Raw genomic sequence first — 18,850 nt, forward strand, 5'->3', positions numbered from 1 at the left:
GCCCGCCCGCGCCCCGAGCCCCCGCTCAGCAGCCCGGCCGGATCGTCAGCTCGCTCAGGGTGCCGTCCGCGGGGAAGTCCAGCACCCCCGCCAGGGCCGCGGCCACGGACTCCGGCGCGAGGAACGCGCCCGGCTCGTACGGCAGTCCGAACGCGCCGTGGAGCCTAGCCTGCATGGGTGTGTCCACCTCGCCCGGGAAGACCGTGGTGACCCGCACCCCGTGGCGGTACTCCTCCGCCCGCAGCGACTCGGCCAGTGCCCGCAGCGCGAACTTCGAGGCCGCGTAGCCGCCCAGGCCGGGCGGCGCGTGCAGCCCGGCGCCGGAGTTCACGAACACCACCCGTCCCGGGGCCGCACGCAGCGCGGGCAGCAGCACCCGGGTGAGTTCGGCCGGGGAGACGACGTTGACCGCCAGCATCCCCTGCCAGGCCGCCGGGTCGAGGTCGGCCACCGCCCCGGGCTCCAGGGTCCCGGCGATGTGCAGCAGGGAGTCGAGCCGTTCCGGCAGTTCCTGCTTTCCGAGTGCGGCGGCCAGTTCCGTCGGCTCGGCGAGGTCGGCCGCCAGCGTGCGGCTCCCCGGGAACCGCGAGCGCAGCGCTCCGGCCCGGGTCTCGTCCCTGGCGAGCAGCCAGAGGTCCTCGCCCCGCTCCGCGAGCAGCCGGGCCACCGCGGCACCGATCCCGGAGCCCGCGCCGGTGATGAGATGAACGCCCATGCGGGGCCCTCTACCCGCAACCACCGTGCCGGAACAGCGATTTCGCGCCGTCCTACGCCGACCGGTGCTGCCCCGCCCGGCGATGTGCACCGAAAGATGAAAACGGATATCGTTTCGCGCGATCGGCCCGAATGTGTTGCATACCTCTATGGACATGACAAACACTGGGAGCGGGCGGGCCCACGGATGCGCGCGGAGACGGCGGGAGTCGGAATGTCAGTGGATGCGGCCCTGGCCGAGACCTGGGTGGAGCGCTGGGAGCGCCAGCAGGAGCGGTACGCGGTGGAGCGCGAGGAGCGGTTCACCGTGGTCGCCGACGTGGTGGAACAGGTCGTCGGCGACCGCGCGCGGCCGCTCGTCGCGGACCTCGGCAGCGGCCCCGGCTCCCTGTCGGCGCGGATCGCGGCGCGCCTGCCCGACGCCGAGATCATCGCGGTCGACATCGACCCGCTGCTGCTCGCCCTCGGCCGGGCCGGACACCCCGGGATCAGCCGCTGGGTCGAGACGCTGATCGGCCGTCCGGGCTGGCTCGACGCGCTCGGGCTCGACCGCCCGCTGGACGCGGTGGTGTCCTCCACCGCGCTGCACTACCCGCCCGCCCGGACACTGCTCGGGATCTACCGCGACCTCGCCGGGGCGCTGCGGCCCGGCGCCGTCCTGGTCAACGCCGACCACCTGATCCCGGAGGAGCCGCCCCTCGCGGAACTCGCCCTCGCGATCGGCCGGCGCCGCTCCCAGCGCCGGGGCGTCGGCACCGCCGAGGACTGGTCGCAGTGGTGGGCGGCGGCCGGGCGGATCCCCGAGTTCGCCGACCTGCTGGCCGCCCGGGCGCGGCAGGTGCCGCCGAGCGACGGGGACGGGAACGGCCTGTCGGCCGCGCAGCACGCCGAACTGCTGCTCGAAGCCGGTTTCCGCCAGGCCGGATCGGTGTGGCAGTACGGCACCAGTTCCGTCCTGGTGGCCCTGCGCTGACCGCCCCCCGAGCGGCCGGCGGCGGCCCGGCGCGGCACCGATCGGAACATCGGATTCCGTATTGGCACAGTCTTTGCGATGGCGTGACAGAAAGCCCTGTCGGACCAACATGGAAACAGTTACCGTTTCCCTCGGTCGCCGACACACTTCGCGGTGGGGTCCGCCCAGGTGTCCCGACCGCACGCGCGCGCCGAGCCGGCGCGCGGACGACCGGGGACGAGGGCCGACAAGGGGCAGACTGTCGGCGGCTGCCCGCCCCCTCACGCCGATGTCCGACGGGGAGCTGTCACACCATGCGGCCCTTACCGCTCTATCTCGAACCACGGCTGGAGCCCCGGCTCCGATCCCTCCTGGAGGAACGAGATCTCCTGCACACGCTGGTCGACGCACTCGGGTCACCGCTCAACGTGGTCCTGCCCGAACAGATCGCGGACAACCTGGCACGCTTCCACGCCGTCCACCGCAAGCACCGGCTGAACGGCCGGATCCACTTCGCCCACAAGGCGAACCGCTCCGCCGCGCTCGTGCGGCAGCTCGCCGCCACCGACGCCGGGCTGGACGTCGCCTCGCTCGCCGAACTCCAGCACGCCCTCGGCGCCGGCTTCACACCCGACCGGATCATCGCGACCGGCCCCAAGAGCCGCGAGTTCCTGTGGCTGGCGGCCCGCACCGGAACCACCGTCAACCCGGACTCCCGGGCCGAACTCGACGACCTGGCCGACCTGGTGCGCGAGCACGCGCTGCCCCGGGTGCCGGTCATGCCCCGGCTGTCCGGCTTCCGGGCGCCGGGCACCACGGTGCTCACCCGGCCCAGCCGGTTCGGCTCCGACATCAGCGAACTCGACGACCTGCTGGACGCCCTCGAACGCCACCGCGACGCCGTCGAACCCACCGGCGTCTCCTACCACCTGGACACCACGGGCCTGGCCGAGAAGGCCGTCGCCCTGGAGACCTGCATCCGGGTGATGAACGAGTGCCACCGGCGGGGCTTCCGGCCCCGCACCATCGACATCGGTGGCGGATTCGGCGTCAACTACCTGGCCCACGCCGAGCAGTGGGAGCGGTACACGACCGAGCTGACCGACGCCGTGCTCGGCAAGCGGCCCCCGCTGACCTGGCAGGGGCACGGCTACGGGCTGCGCAACGAGTCCGGCACGCTGCGCGGCGCCCTGAACCTGTACCCGGCGCACCGCCCCAAGGCCGCCGAGGCGTACCTGGACGACCTGCTGTCCTCCCCGGCGCCCACGCTCGGCCGGCCGCTCGCCACGCTGCTGCTGGAGAACCTGTACGACCTGTCCGTGGAGCCCGGCCGGGCGCTGGTCGACCAGTGCGGCGCGGCGTTCGCCCGCGTCCTGGAGGTCCGGCACACCCCGGACGGCCACTGCCTGGTCCGGCTGGAGATGAACGCCCGGGACGTCAGCCTGGAGGACCACGGGGTGCTGATGGACCCGGTGCTCCTCACCCGGCCCGGCGCCCCGGACGCGCCGGAGGCACCGGTCGGGGTCCACCTGATCGGCAACCTGTGCCTGGAGGCGGACCTGATCACCCGCCGGCTGGTGTTCCTGCCCCGCCTCCCCGCCCCCGGCGACCTGCTCGCGTTCGCGAACACCGCGGGCTACCTCATGGACTTCAACGCCGGCCGGCCGCTGGGCCAGCCCGTCGCCCGCAAGGTCGCCGCGTACCGCCGGGACGGCGCCTGGCGCTGGAGCCTCGACGAGCAGTACTGGCCCGTCGACAGGTACCGGCCCGCCGACAAGGACCGGTCCGCCGACGGGAGCGGGCCCGCCGACGAGTACTCGCCCGTCGACGTGACGGGAGCCGCGCGACACCGGGGGGAGCGACAGGCATGAGGTACGACAGCATCACCGACGCGATCGGCAACACCCCGCTGGTCCGGATCGACCCGGCGGTGACCGGCCTGCGGAACATCGACCTGTACGCCAAGCTGGAGATGCTCAACCCCTTCGGCTCCGTGAAGGACCGCGCCGCCTGGAACATGGCCCGCGAGGCACTGCCGGCCGCCGTCGAGCGGGGCGACACGATCGTCGAACTGTCCAGCGGCAACACCGCCAAGGCGCTCGCGCTGATCGCGGGCATGCACGGGCTGAAGTTCAGGAGCGTCACCAACCGGATGAAGGTCCCCGAGATCAAGGACCTGCTCCTGCTGCTCGGCGCGGAGATCGAGGAACTGCCCGGCCGGGCCGAGTGCCTCGACCCGACCGACACCGACGACCCGCTCACCCGGATCCACCGGATGCTGTCCGAGGCGGAGTCGGGGTACCTGCACACCGACCAGTACTACAGCCCGCTCAACGTCGAGGCGCACCTCACCGGCACCGGCCCGGAGATCGTCGCCGACCTCGACGGCCGCGCCCCGGACCACTTCATCGCCTGCGTCGGCACCGCCGGCTCGTCCACCGGCGTGGCCACCGTGCTGCGCGGCCACAACCCGGCGGTCGAGGTGGTCGGACTGGTCGCCCACAAGTCCGACTTCATCCCGGGCATCCGCACCATCGACGAGGTGCACGAGGTCGGCCTGTTCGACCCCGGCACCTACGACACCATCGACTCGGTGACCGCCGACCAGGCCATCGACGGCATGCTCACCCTGGTCCGCCGCTGCGGCCTGCCGGCCGGCCCGACCGGCGGCGGCGCCTTCTACGGGGCGCTGCGCCACCTGCGCGCCGTGGACGACGGGTGCACCGGGCGGCGGACCGCCGTCTTCATCGTCTGCGACCGGGTGGAGAGCTACCTGGGCTACCTCCGCCACCGCCGGCCGGAGCTGTTCAACCAGCCCGCGCGGCCGGACTCGGTGGGCACGGTGACACCGGCCGAGCTGTCCGCCGCCAAGGTCGTCGACGTCGAGGCCGCCCGGAAGTGGATCGCCGAGGACCGCCCGCTGGTGGTCGACCTGCGCGGCCCGTTCGCCTACGCGGCGCTGCACATCGAGGGCTCGATCAACATCGTCGACGAGCTGTTCGACGAACTGCTGCGCGGCGGCCTGCCGTTCGGGGCCCGGCAGCCGGTGCTGCTGGCCTGCCCGGTCGGCGAGAAGTCGGCCGGGTACGCGGCGCTGCTGACCAGGATGGGCCACCAGGACGTCCGCAGCCTGGCCGGCGGCATCATCGGCTGGCGTGACGCGGGCGCCCCGCTGGTCCGGGACTGAGGGGGCGGCGGTCATGACCGTTCTCGAAGAACTCGACGGCTGGCAGCGGGAGTTGCGGGCACAGTTCCCGATCATCGCGGACCGCCCGGAGCTGGCGTACCTGGACAGCGCGGCCACCTCCCAGAAGCCGCAGGCGGTGCTCGACGCCGTCCAGCGGTACCTGACCACCACCAACGCGAACGCCGGACGCGGGACGTACACCTGGGCCAACGCCACCACGGCGCTGGTCGAGCGCACCCGGACCAGGGTCGCCCGCTTCCTGGGCGACCCTGCGCCGCAGCAGCGCTCCGGCGTCCACTTCGTCAGCGGCGCGACCGAGGGCCTGCGCGCGGTGGCCCGGGACTGGCTGCCCCGGCACCTGCGGGACGGCGACGAGATCATCGCGCCGTTCGCCGACCACCAGGCGAACGCCCTGCCGTGGCTGGAGTCCCAGCAGCTGCTGGCGGAGCGGGGTGTGCGCGTCACGGTGCGCGAGCTGCCCTACGACCCGGCCTCGCACGACTACGACCACACCGCGCTGGCCCGGCTCGTCACCGAGCGCACCGCGTTCGTCGCCGCCACCCATGTGCACCACGTCTACGGCGGCGACATGAACGTCCACCGGATCCGGGCCGCGGTCGGCCCGGCGGTGCCGATCTGCCTGGACGCGGCGCAGAGCGTCGGCCACCTGCCGGTGGACGTCGGCACGCTGGACGTCGACTTCGTCGTGTTCTCCGGGCACAAGGCGATGGCGCTGCCGGGCACCGGCGCGGTGTGGGCCCGGAACCTGCGGGGCCCGGAGTTCCGGCCCGGCGGCTGGAGCGGCACCCCCAACACCTCCGGGATCGCCAGCCTGGAGGCCGCGCTGGACTGGCTCGACACGGCCGGGCCGGACCGCATCCAGCGGTGGATCGTCGCCCTGGCCGCCCGGCTCACCGACGGCCTGCGGGCGTCGCCCGCGTACGAGGTCCTCGGCTGTCAGCTCAGCCTGGCCGCCGACTCCGCGGTCCAGCACCGGGAGGGCATCGTCACCTTCCGGCACCGCCGGATCGGCTCCAACGACCTGGGCTTCGTCCTGTCCAGCCACGGCCTGATGGTGCGGGCCGACGAGCACTGCCAGGGCCGGGCCGGAGAGACCGAGAGCTCGGTGCGGGTGAGCCTGCACGTCTACAACACCCCGGAGGAGATCGACCGCCTGCTCGCGGTGCTGGCCGCGCTGTAGCGGGGACGGGCCGGGCGGGCCGCCGCCCTCGACGGTGGCGGTCCGCCCGGCCGGGTCGCGGGCGGCCGGCGGGCACGCCGGGCGCCCTGCGAGGATGTTCCCCGCACCGGCAGGCAACCCGAACCGTCCCCCACCGCGTCGAGCTGCCGTGAGAGAAACCACGACACCGCGGCCCGACCGGCCGCGCCGACAGACGGGGACGGCACCGGCGCCATGGCGGGGACGACGGCAGGATGACGAAAGCGACACCGGCGGACTTCGAGGAGTTCGTCGCCGCCTGCGGGCCGAAGCTCCTGCGGGTGGCCTGGCTGCTGACCGGCGACCCGCACCAGGCCGAGGACCTGCTGCAGACCGCGCTCGCCAAGGTGTGGCCCAAGTGGACCCGGATCGCCCCCGACCGGCCCGAGGCGTACCTGCGGAAGGTGCTGGTGAACTGCCACGTCTCCTGGTGGCGGCGCCGCTGGACCGGGGAGCTGCCGCACGGCGACCTGCCGGAGCCGCCGCTGGGCGCCGATCCGTTCGACGGGGTGGTGCTCGGCCAGGTGGTCGCCGAGGCCGTGCGGTCGCTGCCGCCGCGCCAGCGGGCCGTGGTGGTGCTCCGCTTCTTCGAGGACCTCAGCGTCGAGGAGACCGCCGAGGTGCTGCGCTGCAGCACGGGCACGGTCAAGAGCCAGACGCACCGGGCGCTCGCCTCGCTGCGCGGTCGGCTGCCGGCCCGGGAGCTCCTGCTGGACGGGGGACGCCGTGAGTGGAACTGAGCTGCTGGATCCGGACGGGCCGGCGGGCGGCGGACGCGACGAGGAGGAGCTGCGGGTCCTGCTCCGCGACGCGGTCCCGGCGCTGGCCTCCCCGGAGGACCGGATGGACCGCGTCCTCGCGCGGGTGGACCGGGCCCGGCGCCGGCGGCGGGCGGCCGGGCTCGCGGCCGGGCTGACCCTCGGCCTGACCGCCGCCGTGCTGGCCGCGGCCCCCGCGCTCGCCCCCGCGCCGGGGCGGGGAGCGGACCTGGGGCCGGCCGCGGCGCCGTCCTCGCCGGCCGTCCCGACCCCGTCCACGCCGACGGCGGAGCCGTCCGCCTCCCCCGGGACGACGATGCTCTTCCCGCTGCTCCCCGGGCTGGTCGTCGACGTGCCGGCGACCTGGCACACCTGGATCGCACCGTCCGCCGACCCCCGGCAGGCCTTCGGCTACCTCGGCACCCAGCCGCTGGGCCCGGGGCCGACCTGCCCGGCCGGGGCCGACCGCTGCTCGGTCTCCGGGCGACTGCTCGTCGACGGCGCCCTGGTCAGCCTCCGGGTGCTGGACGACAAGCAGCTGGCGGACAAGATCACCGGGACCCCGTCCCGGTTGATGAACACGACACCCGACAAGGACTGCCTGCTGCTGGGTGCCACCCGCGCGATGACCGGCTTCCGCGGCATCGACGGCGGCTCCCAGGCTTCGGCGATCGAACTCACGGCCTGCCTGCGGCAGCCGTCCGACACGACACTGCGGCAGGTGCAGCACGTCCTCGACTCGGTCCGGAGCGATCCGCGGGCCGTCGGGTCGCCGGTCGCCCCCGGCGGGTCGGCCACCGGCGTCGGCTGAGCCCGCGCCCCACGGCCGCGCGCAGGGCACCCCGCCGGACGGGGAGCGCTGCGCGCGGGGCGGGAGCACCACGCGCGGGGCGGGAGCACCACGCGCGGGGCGGGAGCGCCGTCAAGGGAACGGGAAGGACACGGGAGGACCGTGTCAAGGTCACGGCCGCAAGGAAGCCGGAATGGCGCGTCGGCGGCGCCGGTCCGCTAGCGTGGGACGCTCCCGCCCGAGTCCCCTCCGAGGAGCACAGCGCCGTGTCCGACAGCTTCGCGCACCTGCACGTCCACACCGAGTACTCGATGCTGGACGGGGCCGCGAAGAACGGCAAGCTGTTCGCCGAGGCGGAGAGACAGGGCATGCCCGCCATCGCGATGAGCGACCACGGCAACATGTTCGGCGCGTACGAGTTCTTCCACTCGGCCGCGAAGACCGGCGTGAAGCCGATCATCGGCATCGAGGCGTACGTCGCGCCCTCCTCGCGCTTCCTGAAGAAGCAGGTGTTCTGGTCGCCCGGCGGCCAGCGCCCGACCGGCGCCGACGGCGAGGGCGGCAAGGACGTCTCCGGCGGCGGCCGCTACACCCACATGACCATGTGGGCACAGAACGCGACCGGCCTGCGGAACCTCTTCAAGCTCTCCTCGCTCGCGTCGATGGAGGGCTACTACATGAAGCCCCGGATGGACCGCGAGCTGATCGCGGCGAACGCGGCCGGCATCATCGCCACCACCGGCTGCCCCTCCGGCGAGGTGCAGACCCGCCTGCGGCTCGGCCAGTACGAGGAGGCGGTGAAGGCCGCCGGCGCCTACCAGGACATCTTCGGCAAGGAGAACTACTTCCTGGAGCTGATGGACCACGGGCTCTCCATCGAGCAGGACGTCCGCCAGGACCTGCTGCGCCTGGCCAAGCAGCTGGACATCCCGCTGCTGGCCACCAACGACTCGCACTACGTCACCGCGGACCAGGCCGACGCCCACGACAGCCTGCTCTGCGTCGGCGTGGGCAAGAACAAGGACGACCCGAACCGCTTCAAGTTCAACGGCAGCGGCTACTACGTCAAGACCGCCGAGGAGATGCGCGAGCTCTTCCGCGAGCTGCCGGAGGCCTGCGACAACACCCTGGCGATCGCCGAGCGGGTCGAGTCGTACGACGAGGTCTTCACCTACGTCGACCGGATGCCGCAGTTCGACGTGCCCGAGGGCGAGACCCAGGCCTCCTTCCTGCGCCAGAAGATCGCCGCCGGCCTCCAGCACCGCTACGGCGACAACCCGAGCCAGGAGGTGCTGGACCGGATCGAACTGGAGATGGGCGTCATCTCCCCGATGGGCTTCGACGCCTACTTCCTCGTGGTCGCCGACATCTGCCAGTACGCCCGTGACAACGGCATCCCGGTCGGCCCGGGCCGTGGTTCGGCGGCCGGATCGATGGTCTCCTACCTCACCCGGATCACCGAGCTGGACCCGCTGGAGCACGATCTCCTCTTCGAGCGGTTCCTCAACCCCGAGCGCATCAACCCCCCGGACGTCGACATCGACTTCGACGACCGCCAGCGCGACCAGATGGTGCGCTACGTCACCGACAAGTACGGCGAGGCATACACCGCCCAGGTGAACACCTTCGGCACGATCAAGGCCAAGGCCGCCGTCAAGGACGCCAACCGCATCCTGGGCTACCCCTTCGCGATGGGCGACCGGATCACCAAGGCGATGCCGCCGGACGTCATGGGCAAGGGCGTGCCGCTGGCCGACCTGTTCAACGACAAGCACCCGCGGTACAACGAGGGCACCGAGATCCGGGCGCTGTACGACAACGAGCCCGACGTCAAGAAGATCATCGACACCGGGCGGGGCATCGAGGGCCTGATCCGCGGCACCGGTGTGCACGCCGCCGCCGTCATCCTCTCCTCCACCCCGCTGCTCGAACTGATCCCGCTGCACAAGCGGGACAAGGACGGCGTGATCATCACCGGCTTCGACTACCCGTCGTGCGAAGCCATGGGCCTGATCAAGATGGACTTCCTGGGTCTGCGGAACCTGGGCATCATCGACCACTGCATCAAGATCGTGAAGGCCAACCGGGGCATCGACGTCGACATCGAGAAGATCCCGATCGACGACCCCACCACCTACCAACTGCTCGCCCGCGGCGACACCCTGGGCGTGTTCCAGCTCGACGGCGGCCCCATGCGCGCCCTGCTCAAGCTGATGAAGCCCACCGAGTTCGCCGACATCTCCGCCGTCTCCGCGCTGTACAGGCCCGGCCCGATGGGCATGAACTCGCACACCAACTACGCCCTGCGCAAGAACGCCCAGCAGGAGATCATCCCGATCCACCCCGAGCTGGAGGCCCCGCTCAGCGAGGTCCTCGGCCCCACCTACGGCCTCATCGTCTACCAGGAGCAGGTGCAGCGAGCCGCCCAGGTCCTGGCCGGCTACTCGCTCGGACAGGCAGACCTGCTGCGCCGCGCGATGGGCAAGAAGAAGAAGGAGGTGCTGGAGAAGGAGTTCGTGCCGTTCCACGCGGGCTGCAAGGAGCGCGGCTACTCCGACGAGGCCATCCAGGCGGTGTGGGACGTCCTGGTCCCGTTCGCCGGCTACGCCTTCAACAAGTCGCACTCCGCCGCGTACGGCCTGGTCTCCTACCAGACCGCCTACCTCAAGGCCAACTACCCGGCCGAGTACATGGCCGCCCTGCTCACCTCGGTCGCCGACGACAAGGACAAGATGGCCGTCTACCTGGCCGAGTGCCGGCAGATGGGCATCAGGATCCTCTCCCCCGACGTCAACGAGTCCGTGGTCGACTTCACCGCCGTCGGCAGCGACGTCCGGTTCGGCCTCAAGGCCGTCCGCAACGTCGGCGTCCCGGTGATCGAGTCCCTGGTGCGCACCCGCGAGGAGAAGGGCAAGTACACCTCCTTCCCCGACTTCCTGGACAAGGTCGAGCTGGTGGTCTGCAACAAGCGCACCGTCGACTCCCTGGTCAAGGCGGGCGCCTTCGACTCGCTCGGCCACACCCGGCTCTCGCTCAGCAGCGTCCACGAGAACGCCATCGACGCCGTCACCGGGCTGAAGAAGCAGCAGGCCATCGGCCAGGACGACCTGTTCGGCGCCCTGGAGTCCGACGGCGACAGCGGGCCCGGCATCGGGCTCGACTTCCAGCTCACCGACAACGAGTGGCCGCGCCGCCAACTCCTCGCCCTGGAACGCGAGATGCTGGGCCTGTACGTCTCCAGCCACCCGCTGGACGGCGCGGAGCACATCCTCTCCCAGAACCGCGACACCTCGATCGCCGAACTCCTCGGCTCCGGCCGCTCCGAGGGCGAGGTCCGCCTCTCCGGCCTGATCACCGCCGTCGACCGGCGGATCAACAAGGCCGGCAACGCCTGGGCGATCATCACCCTGGCCGACCGCGACGGCTCCGTCGAGGTGCTGTTCTTCCCCGCGACCTACAACCTGATGGCCGACCAGATGGTCGAGGACAACGTGATCTCGGCCCGCGGCCGGCTCAACGAGCGCGACGGCTCGCTGAGCATCTTCGGCCAGGAGATCACCACCCTCGACATCTCCTCCGCCGAACTCGGCACCAAGCCGCCCGTCCAGATCACCGTCCCGGCCGCCCGGATCACCCCCGACGTGGTCGCCGAGCTCAAACTCGCCCTCCAGGCGCACCCCGGCGACGTCCCGGTCCGACTGCTCACCACCAACTGGGACAAGAACACCCTCTACGAGCTCGGCTACCGGGTGAACCCCGACAACGGGTTCGCCTCGGACGTCAAGACCCTCCTCGGCAACCGTGCCTGGGCGGGCGCGGCCGGCCGGGCCTGACCCGCACCGGGAGGGTGCCCCGGCGGCCACGGCGGCCCCAGGGCGCTCCCCCGGCCTTCTTGCCCATAGTATGCAACTGCACATTATGAGCAAGAAGGAGCTGTGGCCGATGGCGGGACCGCCGGTGGTACTGGGGATCGAGTCGTCCTGCGACGAGACCGGGGCCGGCCTGGTGCGCGACGGCGTGCTGCTCGGACACGCGGTGGCGTCGTCCATGGACGAGCACGCCCGCTACGGCGGGGTCGTCCCCGAGATCGCCGCCCGCGCCCACGTCCACGCGATGGCACCCGTCGTCCAGGAGGCCCTGGACCGCGCCGGGCTCACCCTCGCCGACGTCGGCGCCGTCGCCGTCACCACCGGCCCCGGCCTGTCCGGCGCCCTCCAGGTCGGCCTGGCCGCCGCCAAGGGCTACGCCTTCTCCCTCGGCGTCCCGCTGTACGGCGTCCACCACCTCGCCGGGCACGTCGCCGCCGCCACCCTCGACGGCGGACCGCTGCCCGACCCCTGCGTCGTCCTGATCGTCTCCGGCGGGCACACCTCCCTGCTGCTGGTGCGCGACCTCGCCCGCGACCCGATCGTCCACCTCGGCGACACCCTCGACGACGCGGCCGGCGAGTGCTTCGACAAGGTCGCCCGGATCCTCCGGCTGCCCTACCCGGGCGGGCCCGCGATCGACCGCGCCGCCCGCGACGGCGACCCGCGCGCCGTCCGCCTGCCCCGACCGCTGAGCGGGCCGAACGACCCCCCGTACGCCTTCTCCTTCTCCGGCCTGAAGACCGCCGCCGCCCGCTGGGTCGAGGCGCAGCGGGCCGCCGGCGCCGAACCGCACGTCCCCGACGCGTCCGCCGCCCTCCAGGAAGCGATCGCCGACACCCTCAGCCGCAAGGCCGTCCGCGCCTGCGCCGACCACGGCATCGACACCCTCGTCGTGGTCGGCGGCGTCGCCGCCAACTCCCGCATCCGCGCCCTGACCGAGCAGCGCTGCGCCGCCGCCGGGATCACCCTGCGCGTCCCGGCGCTGCGGCTGTGCACCGACAACGGCGCCATGATCGCCGCCATCGGCGACCTGCTCGTCCGCTCCGGCGCCGAGCCCGCCCCGCTGGACGTCTCCATCGACCCGTCCGCGCCGCTGGAGTACGCCGCCCTCACCCCGCGCGCCGCCGTCCGCGCCGCCTGACGGCCCTGACGGCCCGTTACCGCCGGGCGGCGCCCGGACCGCCCCGGCGCGCGCCCGGCGGCTCCCCCGCAGGTCGGACGGGGGTCAAGGTCCGGTCAAGGATTGCGCCGGACGGGCGACGGGGCCCTATCCTGGGGCCGATTTGAACAGACACCTCGTTCGGTGAGGCGTCTTCACGGACACCGGCCACCGGTCCCACCCGTCGGGAGACACCCCGGACCGGGACGGTCCTCCCCCGCTCGGGGGCGGTTCCGGGTGGCTTCCCGCCGCCCGCGGCCGGGGGCGTGCCGTGGAGCGCCGACGCTCCGACGAGTGGGGGGTGCACCGGGCGGTGGCGTCCGTCCCCCCTGCCGTGCCGCCGCGACCCCGACGCGCGGCCGAGACCGGGAGGAGGCGCGATGGACGGAAGTCCTGGCCATAGTCGGCCCTTCCCCGCATCCTCCACGCCGTCCTTCCGCCGTCCGAGGCGCCCCCGCCTTCCCTGACCCGACGCGGTCCGTCCCGATGCGCCCGCCTGCCCGCCCGTCCCGACCGCCTCGGGGGGCGCGGCGGTGTGTGCCGGGGGCCGTCGCCGCAGGTCGGGGACCGCGCCGGCGCGTCGTCGGGTGGCCCGCATGCCCCGTCCTGTCCGGGGCGAGGGGGTCTTCACCATGGCTGCCACCACCCTGTTCACGTCCGCCACCGCCCGGCTGCGCGACCGCACGGTCGACGCCGAGCGCCGGACCACCGTCTCCCGGACCGTCAAGTCCTCGCTGGTCTCGCTCGCCGGGCTGGTCGGCGGCCCGGTCGCCAACCAGGCCGGCGAGGAGATGGGCCGCGTCGTCGACGTGGTCGCCCGGCTCTACGGGCCGGAGCCCTACCCGCCGGTCACCGGCCTGATCATCCGGATAGGCCGGCGCCGCGCCTTCATCGCCGCCGACGCCGTCGACCGCATCCTGACCGGCCGGGTGCGGCTGCGCACCGCCCGGGTGGACCTGCGCGAGTTCAACCGCAGGCCCGGCGAGGTCCTGCTCGCCCGCGACGTGCTGGACCACCAGCTCGTCGACGTCGACGGCGTCCAGGTCACCCGCGCCGCCGACCTCTACCTGGCGCCGCTGGCCGCCCGCACCGTCCTGGTCGGCGTCGACGTCTCGCTGCCCACCCTGCTGCGCCGCCTCGGCCCCCGCCGCTGGCAGGCCCGCCCGACCCCGGACCGGGTCCTGGACTGGCAGTCCGTCGCCCCGTTCGGCGCGCAGGCCACCCACGGGCCCGCCGAGGTCCGGCTGCGCGCCTCCCGCTCCGCCCTGCACCGGCTCCGCCCCGCCGACCTCGCCGACATCCTGGAGGACCTCGGCCGGCACGAACGCCAGCAGCTGCTCGGCTGGTTGGAGCCCGAGCACGCCGCCGACGCGCTGGAGGAGATGGAGCCCGCCGAGCTGGAGAACCTCCTGCGCGAGGCGCCGCCCGAGGACGCCGCCCGGCTGGTCGACGAGATGGAGCCGGACGAGGCCGCCGACGCGCTGCGCGACCTCCACCCCGGCGAGCGCGAGACGCTGCTGGCCCGGATGCCCGCGCCCGAGGCGGCCGGGCTGCGCGCCCTGCTGACCCATCGCGAGGGCACCGCCGGCGGCGCGATGACCACCCTGCTGGTCACCGCCGAACCCGCGCACACCGTGGCCCGGGTGCGGGCGGAGCTCGCCGCGCAGGCCGACCACCGGACCGACATCGACGCGGTCACCGTGCTGGACGAGCACGGCCGACTGCTCGGCGACATCCCGCTGTTCGACCTGGCCGTGGCCGAGGACAGCACGGTGGTCGCCGACCTGGTCGCCTGGCTGGAGCAGTTCGGCCCGCCGGTGACCGTCCCGCCCGACACCCGCCTCGCCGAGGCGGCCGACCGCCTGATCGCGGCCCGGGCCACCTCCCTCCTCGTGGTCGACGAGGACGGCCGGCCGCTCGGCCGGGTCCTCGCCGACGACATCCTCGACACGCTGCTGCCCGAACGCGGGCGCCTGCACTTCCGGAGGCTCCTCAAGTGACCCGCGACCTCGGCACCCGGCCGGACCCCGGCACACCGGACACCGCACCCACCGCCGCACCCACCACACCCACCGCACCCGCCGCCGCACCGACGGGCGCGGCGGCCGCCCCCGGCCCCTCGCCCCGCCGCCGCCGGGGCCTGCGCCGGCTGGCCGCCGTCGCGATGGTCGCCGGCCCCGGCCTGGTCGCCGCCAACGCGGGCAACGACGCCGCCGGCATCGCCACCTACGCCAGCGCCGGCTCCCAGTTCACGTACGGCACGCTGTTCCTGATGGTGCTGGTCACCATCGCCCTGGTGATGGTCCAGGAGATGGCCGTCCGGCTCGGCGCCCACACCGGCAAGGGCCTGGGCGCGCTGATCCGCGAACAGTTCAGCCTGCGGCTGACCGCCCTCGCGGTGTTCTGCCTGCTGCTCGCCAACACCGGGCTGGTGGTCAGCGAGTTCGCCGGGATCGGTGCCGCGTTCGAGCTGCTCGGCGTGCCCAAGTGGGCGGTCATCCCGCCGGCCGCCGTGCTGCTCTGGTCGCTGGTGCTGTTCGGCTCCTACAAGTGGGCCGAACGCATCTTCCTGGTGATGTCGCTGGCGTTCTTCGCCTACCCGGTCGCCATGGTCCTCGGCCACCCCGACTGGGGGCAGGTCGGCGAGCACCTGGTCATCCCGCACCTGGAGCCCGGCAAGGACTTCATCCTGCTGGCCGTCGCGCTCATCGGCACCACCGTCAGCCCCTACATGCAGTTCTACGCCGCCGCCGGGGTCGTCGACCGGGGTGCCAAGCCCGCCGACTACAAACTGATCCGGGCCGACGCCGTGCTCGGTGCCGTGTTCGCCTGCGTGATCAGCCTGACCATCATCATCGCCACCGCCTCCGCGATCGGCGGCACCGGCCCGCTGGAGTCCGCCGCGCAGGCCGCCGAGGCGCTCAAGCCGGTGGCCGGGCACGGCGCCGAACTGCTCTTCGCCTTCGGCCTGATCGGCGCCTCCGCCCTGGCCGGCGCGGTGGTGCCGCTCTCCGCGAGCTACGCGATCGGCGAGGCCGCCGGCGTCGAGCGCTCCGTCTCCCGCAGCTTCCGCGACGCCCCGCTGTTCCTCGGGCTGTTCACCGCCCAGATCGCCCTCGGCGCGGTCGTCGCGCTGACCCCGGTGGACGTCATCCAGCTGCTGATCGGCACCCAGGTCCTCCAGGGCCTGATCAGCCCGATCGTCCTGGTCTACCTGCTGGTCCTCACCAACCGCCGGGCCGTCCTCGGCGAGGCGGCCAACAGCCCGCGCTACCGTCTGGCGGCCACCGTCGTGGTCGTCGGCGTGGCCGCCATGTCGACGATCCTGCTCGTCCAGACCGTCCTCGGCTGGGTCGGCGTCGGCTGAGCCACCGGCCCGCCCCCGCCGGTGGGAACGCCCTCTTCCCCCGGCTCGCGGGGGCGTGGAAGGGTGGTCGGGGCCCGGGGGCGGGGAGACCGCTCCCCGGCGGTGCCCGGCGCCCCCGCCGACCGGACGACGGGCCGGCCCGGGGCGAGGAGGGGTGATGAACAGGACGTTCGTCTCGTACGTCGGCGAGAACCGCGAGACCGTCATGCGCCTGGTCGAGGCGCTGCGCGCGTCCGGCGTCGAGGTCTGGCTGGACCGTGACAGCCTCGCGCCGGGCGTGCGGTGGAAGGCCGCCGTCCGGGACGCCATCGCCGGCGGGGAGTTCTTCCTCGCCTGCTTCTCCGCCGCGTACCAGGCCCACCACCGCTCCTACATGAACGAGGAACTGGTGCTGGCCGTCGAGGAGCTGCGGCAGCGGCCGACGACCCGGGCCTGGTTCATCCCGGTCCTGCTCGACCCGTGCGAGGTCCCGGACCGGGACATCGGCGGCGGGGAGAACCTGTGGTCGCTCCAGTGGGTCGACCTGTCCGCGGACTGGGACGCCGGGATCGACCGGATCCTGTCGGTGCTGGACCCGGCGTCCGCCGGGCTGCGCGCCGCGCAGCGCGCACTGGCCTCCGGTTCGGCCCGCGAGCGGATCCGGGCCGCGGGCCGGCTGGCGGCCATGGGGCCCCGCGCCCGGTCGGCCGTGCCCGCGCTCGGAGCCCTGCTGGACGACCCCAACGAGACGGTCCGGGCCTCGGCCGCCGAAGCCCTGGGCCGGATCGGCCACCCGGCGGACGACACGATCGCCCGGCTGCTCCACGTCCTGCGGCACGGCGACTACTACGACAGTTGGCACGCCGCGCAGGCGCTCGCCCGGCTCGGACGCCGGGCGGTCCCCGCGCTCCTGGAAGCCGCCGACTACCAGGGCCCCGGGGTGAGCGTCCACGCGGGCGACCACGCCCAGACGGCGCTGGCGGCCGTCCGCGATCCGGAGGCCGTGCCCGACCTGATGGCCGAAGCCCGCGCGGGGAACGGGTTCGCCATCGAAGCCCTCGGGGAGATCGGGCTCCCCGCGGCGGCCCCGGCCGTCCCGCTGCTCGTCGAGCTGCTCCAGGACGAGGACAGCATCCGGCACTGGCACGCGATCGAGGCGCTCGGCCGGCTCGGCGACGCCTCCGTCGTACCGGCGCTGGCGGCGAAGCTGAACGACGGGGACGCCTGGACCCGCGCGTACGCGGTCACCGCACTGGGCCGCATCGGCGGCCCGGACGCCCGCCCCCTCGTCGACCCGGCCGTCGCCGATCCGGACGCGCGGGTACGCGGGGCGGCGGTCCGGGCGGTCGACTGGCCCGGCTTCTCCGGTGACGCGCTCACCGTGCTGGCCCGGCTCCTGCACGACGTGGACGTCGTCGTGCGGATGCACGCCGCGATCGCGCTGGGCCGCCTCGGCGACCTGCGCGCCGTCCCCTTCCTGGTCGAGGCGCTCGACGACGACCAGAACGTCGTCCGGGAGGCCGTGTCCGCGCTCGGCTCCCTGCGGGCCGAAGCGGCCGTCCCCGCCCTGGTGCCGCTCCTGGACCACGAACGGCACTGGATCGTCCGCAAGTGCGCGAGGGAGGCACTGGTGGCGATCGGCACGCCCGAAGCGCTCCGCGCCGCCCGGGCCCCGCGGCCGGACGCCGGGCGGCCGTAAGCCCCGGTGCCCGTGAGTCCGGCGGCCGGGACGCGCGCCCCGGCGCCCCGGTGCCCCGGCCGGCTCCGGAGGATTTCCGCGACATCACCCGTCGGCGGACCGGGTGGCCGGGGCGGTTCTCCTACGATCGAGCCGACCACGGCCCCATGAACGGACGGGTTGGTTCCATGACCGATCGCACCACCAGGATCGACCAGTCGAAGCCGAGCATCGCCCGCGTGTACGACTACCTGCTCGGCGGCACGGACAACTACGCCGTCGACCGCGAGGTCGGCGACTACTTCATCCGGGACCTGCCCGGTTCGGTGTCGATCGCCTTCGCCAACCGCCAGGCCCTGGTCCGCGCCGTGGCCGCCATGGCCCGCGACGGCATCCGCCAGTTCGTCGACCTGGGCAGCGGGCTGCCGACCGCCGACAACGTGCACCAGGTCGCCCGGCGGCACCGGCCGGACGCGCGCGTCGTCTACGTCGACAACGACCCGACCGTGCTCGCCCACGGCGGCCGGCTGCTGGCCGCCGACGACCGCACCGCCCTGGTCGACGCGGACCTGCGCGAGCCGGAGGCGCTGTACCGCGACCCCGGCCTGCGGCGCCTGATCGACGTCGAGGAGCCGCTGGGCGTCGTCTTCAGTGCCGTCCTGCACCACCTCGACGACTCCGAACGGCCCGCCGACCTGGTGCGCTGGTGGGCGGACCGGGTGCCTCCGGGCAGCCGGGTCTACATCTCGCACTTCCGCTCCGGCGGGAACGAGGAGACCAGGCTCGCCGAACGGAAGCTGCAGGAGTCCTTCGGGCGCGGCCGCTGGCGGACCGACGAGGAGATCGCCGGCCTGTTCGGCGGCCTCGACCTGCTCGAACCCGGGCTGGTGCACTGCTCGCTGTGGCGTCCGGACCCGGTGCCGGGCGGTGACGGCCCCGAAGCCGCCCCGGGCGGAGCCCGCCCGGACGCAGACGTCACGGGCCCTGACGCCACGGGCGCAGGCGTCACGGACGGGAGCGGCCTGTCGGTGTGGGAGCGGCTGATCTCCTGCGCGCTGGCCCGCAAGCCCTGACCCGCCGGCGGGGGGGGGGGGGGCGCGGCCCCCCCCGCGCGCGGCGGGGGCCGGGGGCGGGGCGCGAACGCAAAAGGCGGCGAGGAGGGGGGTTGTTTGGAAGAG

Annotated in this window: 13 protein-coding genes; 12 read left to right on the forward strand and 1 reads right to left on the reverse strand. The window is 73.8% G+C overall.

All coding sequences use genetic code 11. From position 1 onward, the window contains the following. Nucleotides 1–25: 25 nt before the first annotated feature. Nucleotides 26–715 (reverse strand): SDR family oxidoreductase, encoded by a 690-nt coding sequence (locus ACFQ6N_RS26085; protein ID WP_380653641.1) that lies wholly within the window; start codon nt 713–715, stop codon nt 26–28. A 213-nt stretch (nt 716–928) separates the two neighbouring features. On the opposite strand from ACFQ6N_RS26085, the gene ACFQ6N_RS26090 reads away from it, so the two are divergent. The 12 genes from ACFQ6N_RS26090 to ACFQ6N_RS26145 all read left to right on the forward strand — a co-directional run bounded on the left by ACFQ6N_RS26090 (nt 929) and on the right by ACFQ6N_RS26145 (nt 18,745). Then, entirely contained in the window at nt 929–1,687 is a 759-nt protein-coding gene (locus tag ACFQ6N_RS26090) for a class I SAM-dependent methyltransferase (protein ID WP_380653644.1), read from the forward strand. 293 nt (nt 1,688–1,980) lie between these two features. Next, entirely contained in the window at nt 1,981–3,537 is a 1,557-nt protein-coding gene (locus tag ACFQ6N_RS26095) for a Y4yA family PLP-dependent enzyme (protein ID WP_380653647.1), read from the forward strand. Further along, nucleotides 3,534–4,853 carry a pyridoxal-phosphate dependent enzyme gene (locus tag ACFQ6N_RS26100; protein WP_380653649.1) on the forward strand — a complete coding sequence of 440 codons (1,320 nt, stop codon included), beginning with the start codon at nt 3,534–3,536 and terminating at the stop codon, nt 4,851–4,853. Before ACFQ6N_RS26095 ends, ACFQ6N_RS26100 begins: the two co-directional genes overlap by 4 nt. Before the next feature lie 13 nt (nt 4,854–4,866). Further along, on the forward strand, nt 4,867–6,054 hold the full coding sequence (locus ACFQ6N_RS26105; RefSeq protein WP_380653651.1) for an aminotransferase class V-fold PLP-dependent enzyme: 1,188 nt from the start codon (nt 4,867–4,869) through the stop codon (nt 6,052–6,054). A 233-nt stretch (nt 6,055–6,287) separates the two neighbouring features. Continuing rightward, the gene (locus ACFQ6N_RS26110) at nt 6,288–6,812 is read left to right on the forward strand and encodes a SigE family RNA polymerase sigma factor (protein WP_380653654.1); all 525 of its coding nucleotides are present in this window, start codon (nt 6,288–6,290) and stop codon (nt 6,810–6,812) included. Beyond that, on the forward strand, nt 6,799–7,641 hold the full coding sequence (locus tag ACFQ6N_RS26115; protein ID WP_380653657.1) for a hypothetical protein: 843 nt from the start codon (nt 6,799–6,801) through the stop codon (nt 7,639–7,641). Before ACFQ6N_RS26110 ends, ACFQ6N_RS26115 begins: the two co-directional genes overlap by 14 nt. A gap of 245 nt (nt 7,642–7,886) precedes the next feature. Then, nucleotides 7,887–11,453, forward strand: coding sequence for a DNA polymerase III subunit alpha (dnaE, locus tag ACFQ6N_RS26120; RefSeq protein WP_380653660.1), 3,567 nt, complete (start codon nt 7,887–7,889; stop codon nt 11,451–11,453). Between the two features lie 109 nt (nt 11,454–11,562). After that, complete coding sequence (gene tsaD / locus ACFQ6N_RS26125) at nt 11,563–12,630, forward strand: tRNA (adenosine(37)-N6)-threonylcarbamoyltransferase complex transferase subunit TsaD (RefSeq protein ID WP_380653738.1); 1,068 nt, start codon at nt 11,563–11,565, stop codon at nt 12,628–12,630. 650 nt (nt 12,631–13,280) lie between these two features. Continuing rightward, nucleotides 13,281–14,648, forward strand: coding sequence for a magnesium transporter MgtE N-terminal domain-containing protein (locus tag ACFQ6N_RS26130; protein ID WP_380653662.1), 1,368 nt, complete (start codon nt 13,281–13,283; stop codon nt 14,646–14,648). After that, entirely contained in the window at nt 14,645–16,015 is a 1,371-nt protein-coding gene (locus ACFQ6N_RS26135) for an NRAMP family divalent metal transporter (protein ID WP_380653665.1), read from the forward strand. The genes ACFQ6N_RS26130 and ACFQ6N_RS26135 overlap by 4 nt, the downstream gene beginning before the upstream one ends. A 157-nt stretch (nt 16,016–16,172) precedes the next feature. Beyond that, nucleotides 16,173–17,693: a HEAT repeat domain-containing protein gene (locus tag ACFQ6N_RS26140; RefSeq protein ID WP_380653667.1), complete on the forward strand. Its 1,521-nt coding sequence runs from the start codon at nt 16,173–16,175 to the stop codon at nt 17,691–17,693. 167 nt (nt 17,694–17,860) lie between these two features. Then, nucleotides 17,861–18,745, forward strand: coding sequence for an SAM-dependent methyltransferase (locus ACFQ6N_RS26145; protein WP_380653670.1), 885 nt, complete (start codon nt 17,861–17,863; stop codon nt 18,743–18,745). Nucleotides 18,746–18,850 lie beyond the last annotated feature (105 nt).

This window comes from Kitasatospora sp. NPDC056446 (assembly GCF_042796115.1).
Taxonomy (GTDB): Bacteria; Actinomycetota; Actinomycetes; order Streptomycetales; family Streptomycetaceae; genus Kitasatospora.

Excerpts from the sequence above, each read along its gene's own strand:
- ACFQ6N_RS26085 (WP_380653641.1), bottom strand. The coding sequence starts at position 715 with ATGGGCGTTCATCTCATCACCGGCGCGGGCTCCGGGATCGGTGCCGCG.
- ACFQ6N_RS26090 (WP_380653644.1), top strand. The coding sequence starts at position 929 with ATGTCAGTGGATGCGGCCCTGGCCGAGACCTGGGTGGAGCGCTGGGAG.
- ACFQ6N_RS26095 (WP_380653647.1), top strand. The coding sequence starts at position 1,981 with ATGCGGCCCTTACCGCTCTATCTCGAACCACGGCTGGAGCCCCGGCTC.
- ACFQ6N_RS26100 (WP_380653649.1), top strand. The coding sequence starts at position 3,534 with ATGAGGTACGACAGCATCACCGACGCGATCGGCAACACCCCGCTGGTC.
- ACFQ6N_RS26105 (WP_380653651.1), top strand. The coding sequence starts at position 4,867 with ATGACCGTTCTCGAAGAACTCGACGGCTGGCAGCGGGAGTTGCGGGCA.
- ACFQ6N_RS26110 (WP_380653654.1), top strand. The coding sequence starts at position 6,288 with ATGACGAAAGCGACACCGGCGGACTTCGAGGAGTTCGTCGCCGCCTGC.
- tsaD (WP_380653738.1), top strand. The coding sequence starts at position 11,563 with ATGGCGGGACCGCCGGTGGTACTGGGGATCGAGTCGTCCTGCGACGAG.
- ACFQ6N_RS26130 (WP_380653662.1), top strand. The coding sequence starts at position 13,281 with ATGGCTGCCACCACCCTGTTCACGTCCGCCACCGCCCGGCTGCGCGAC.
- ACFQ6N_RS26140 (WP_380653667.1), top strand. The coding sequence starts at position 16,173 with ATGAACAGGACGTTCGTCTCGTACGTCGGCGAGAACCGCGAGACCGTC.
- ACFQ6N_RS26145 (WP_380653670.1), top strand. The coding sequence starts at position 17,861 with ATGACCGATCGCACCACCAGGATCGACCAGTCGAAGCCGAGCATCGCC.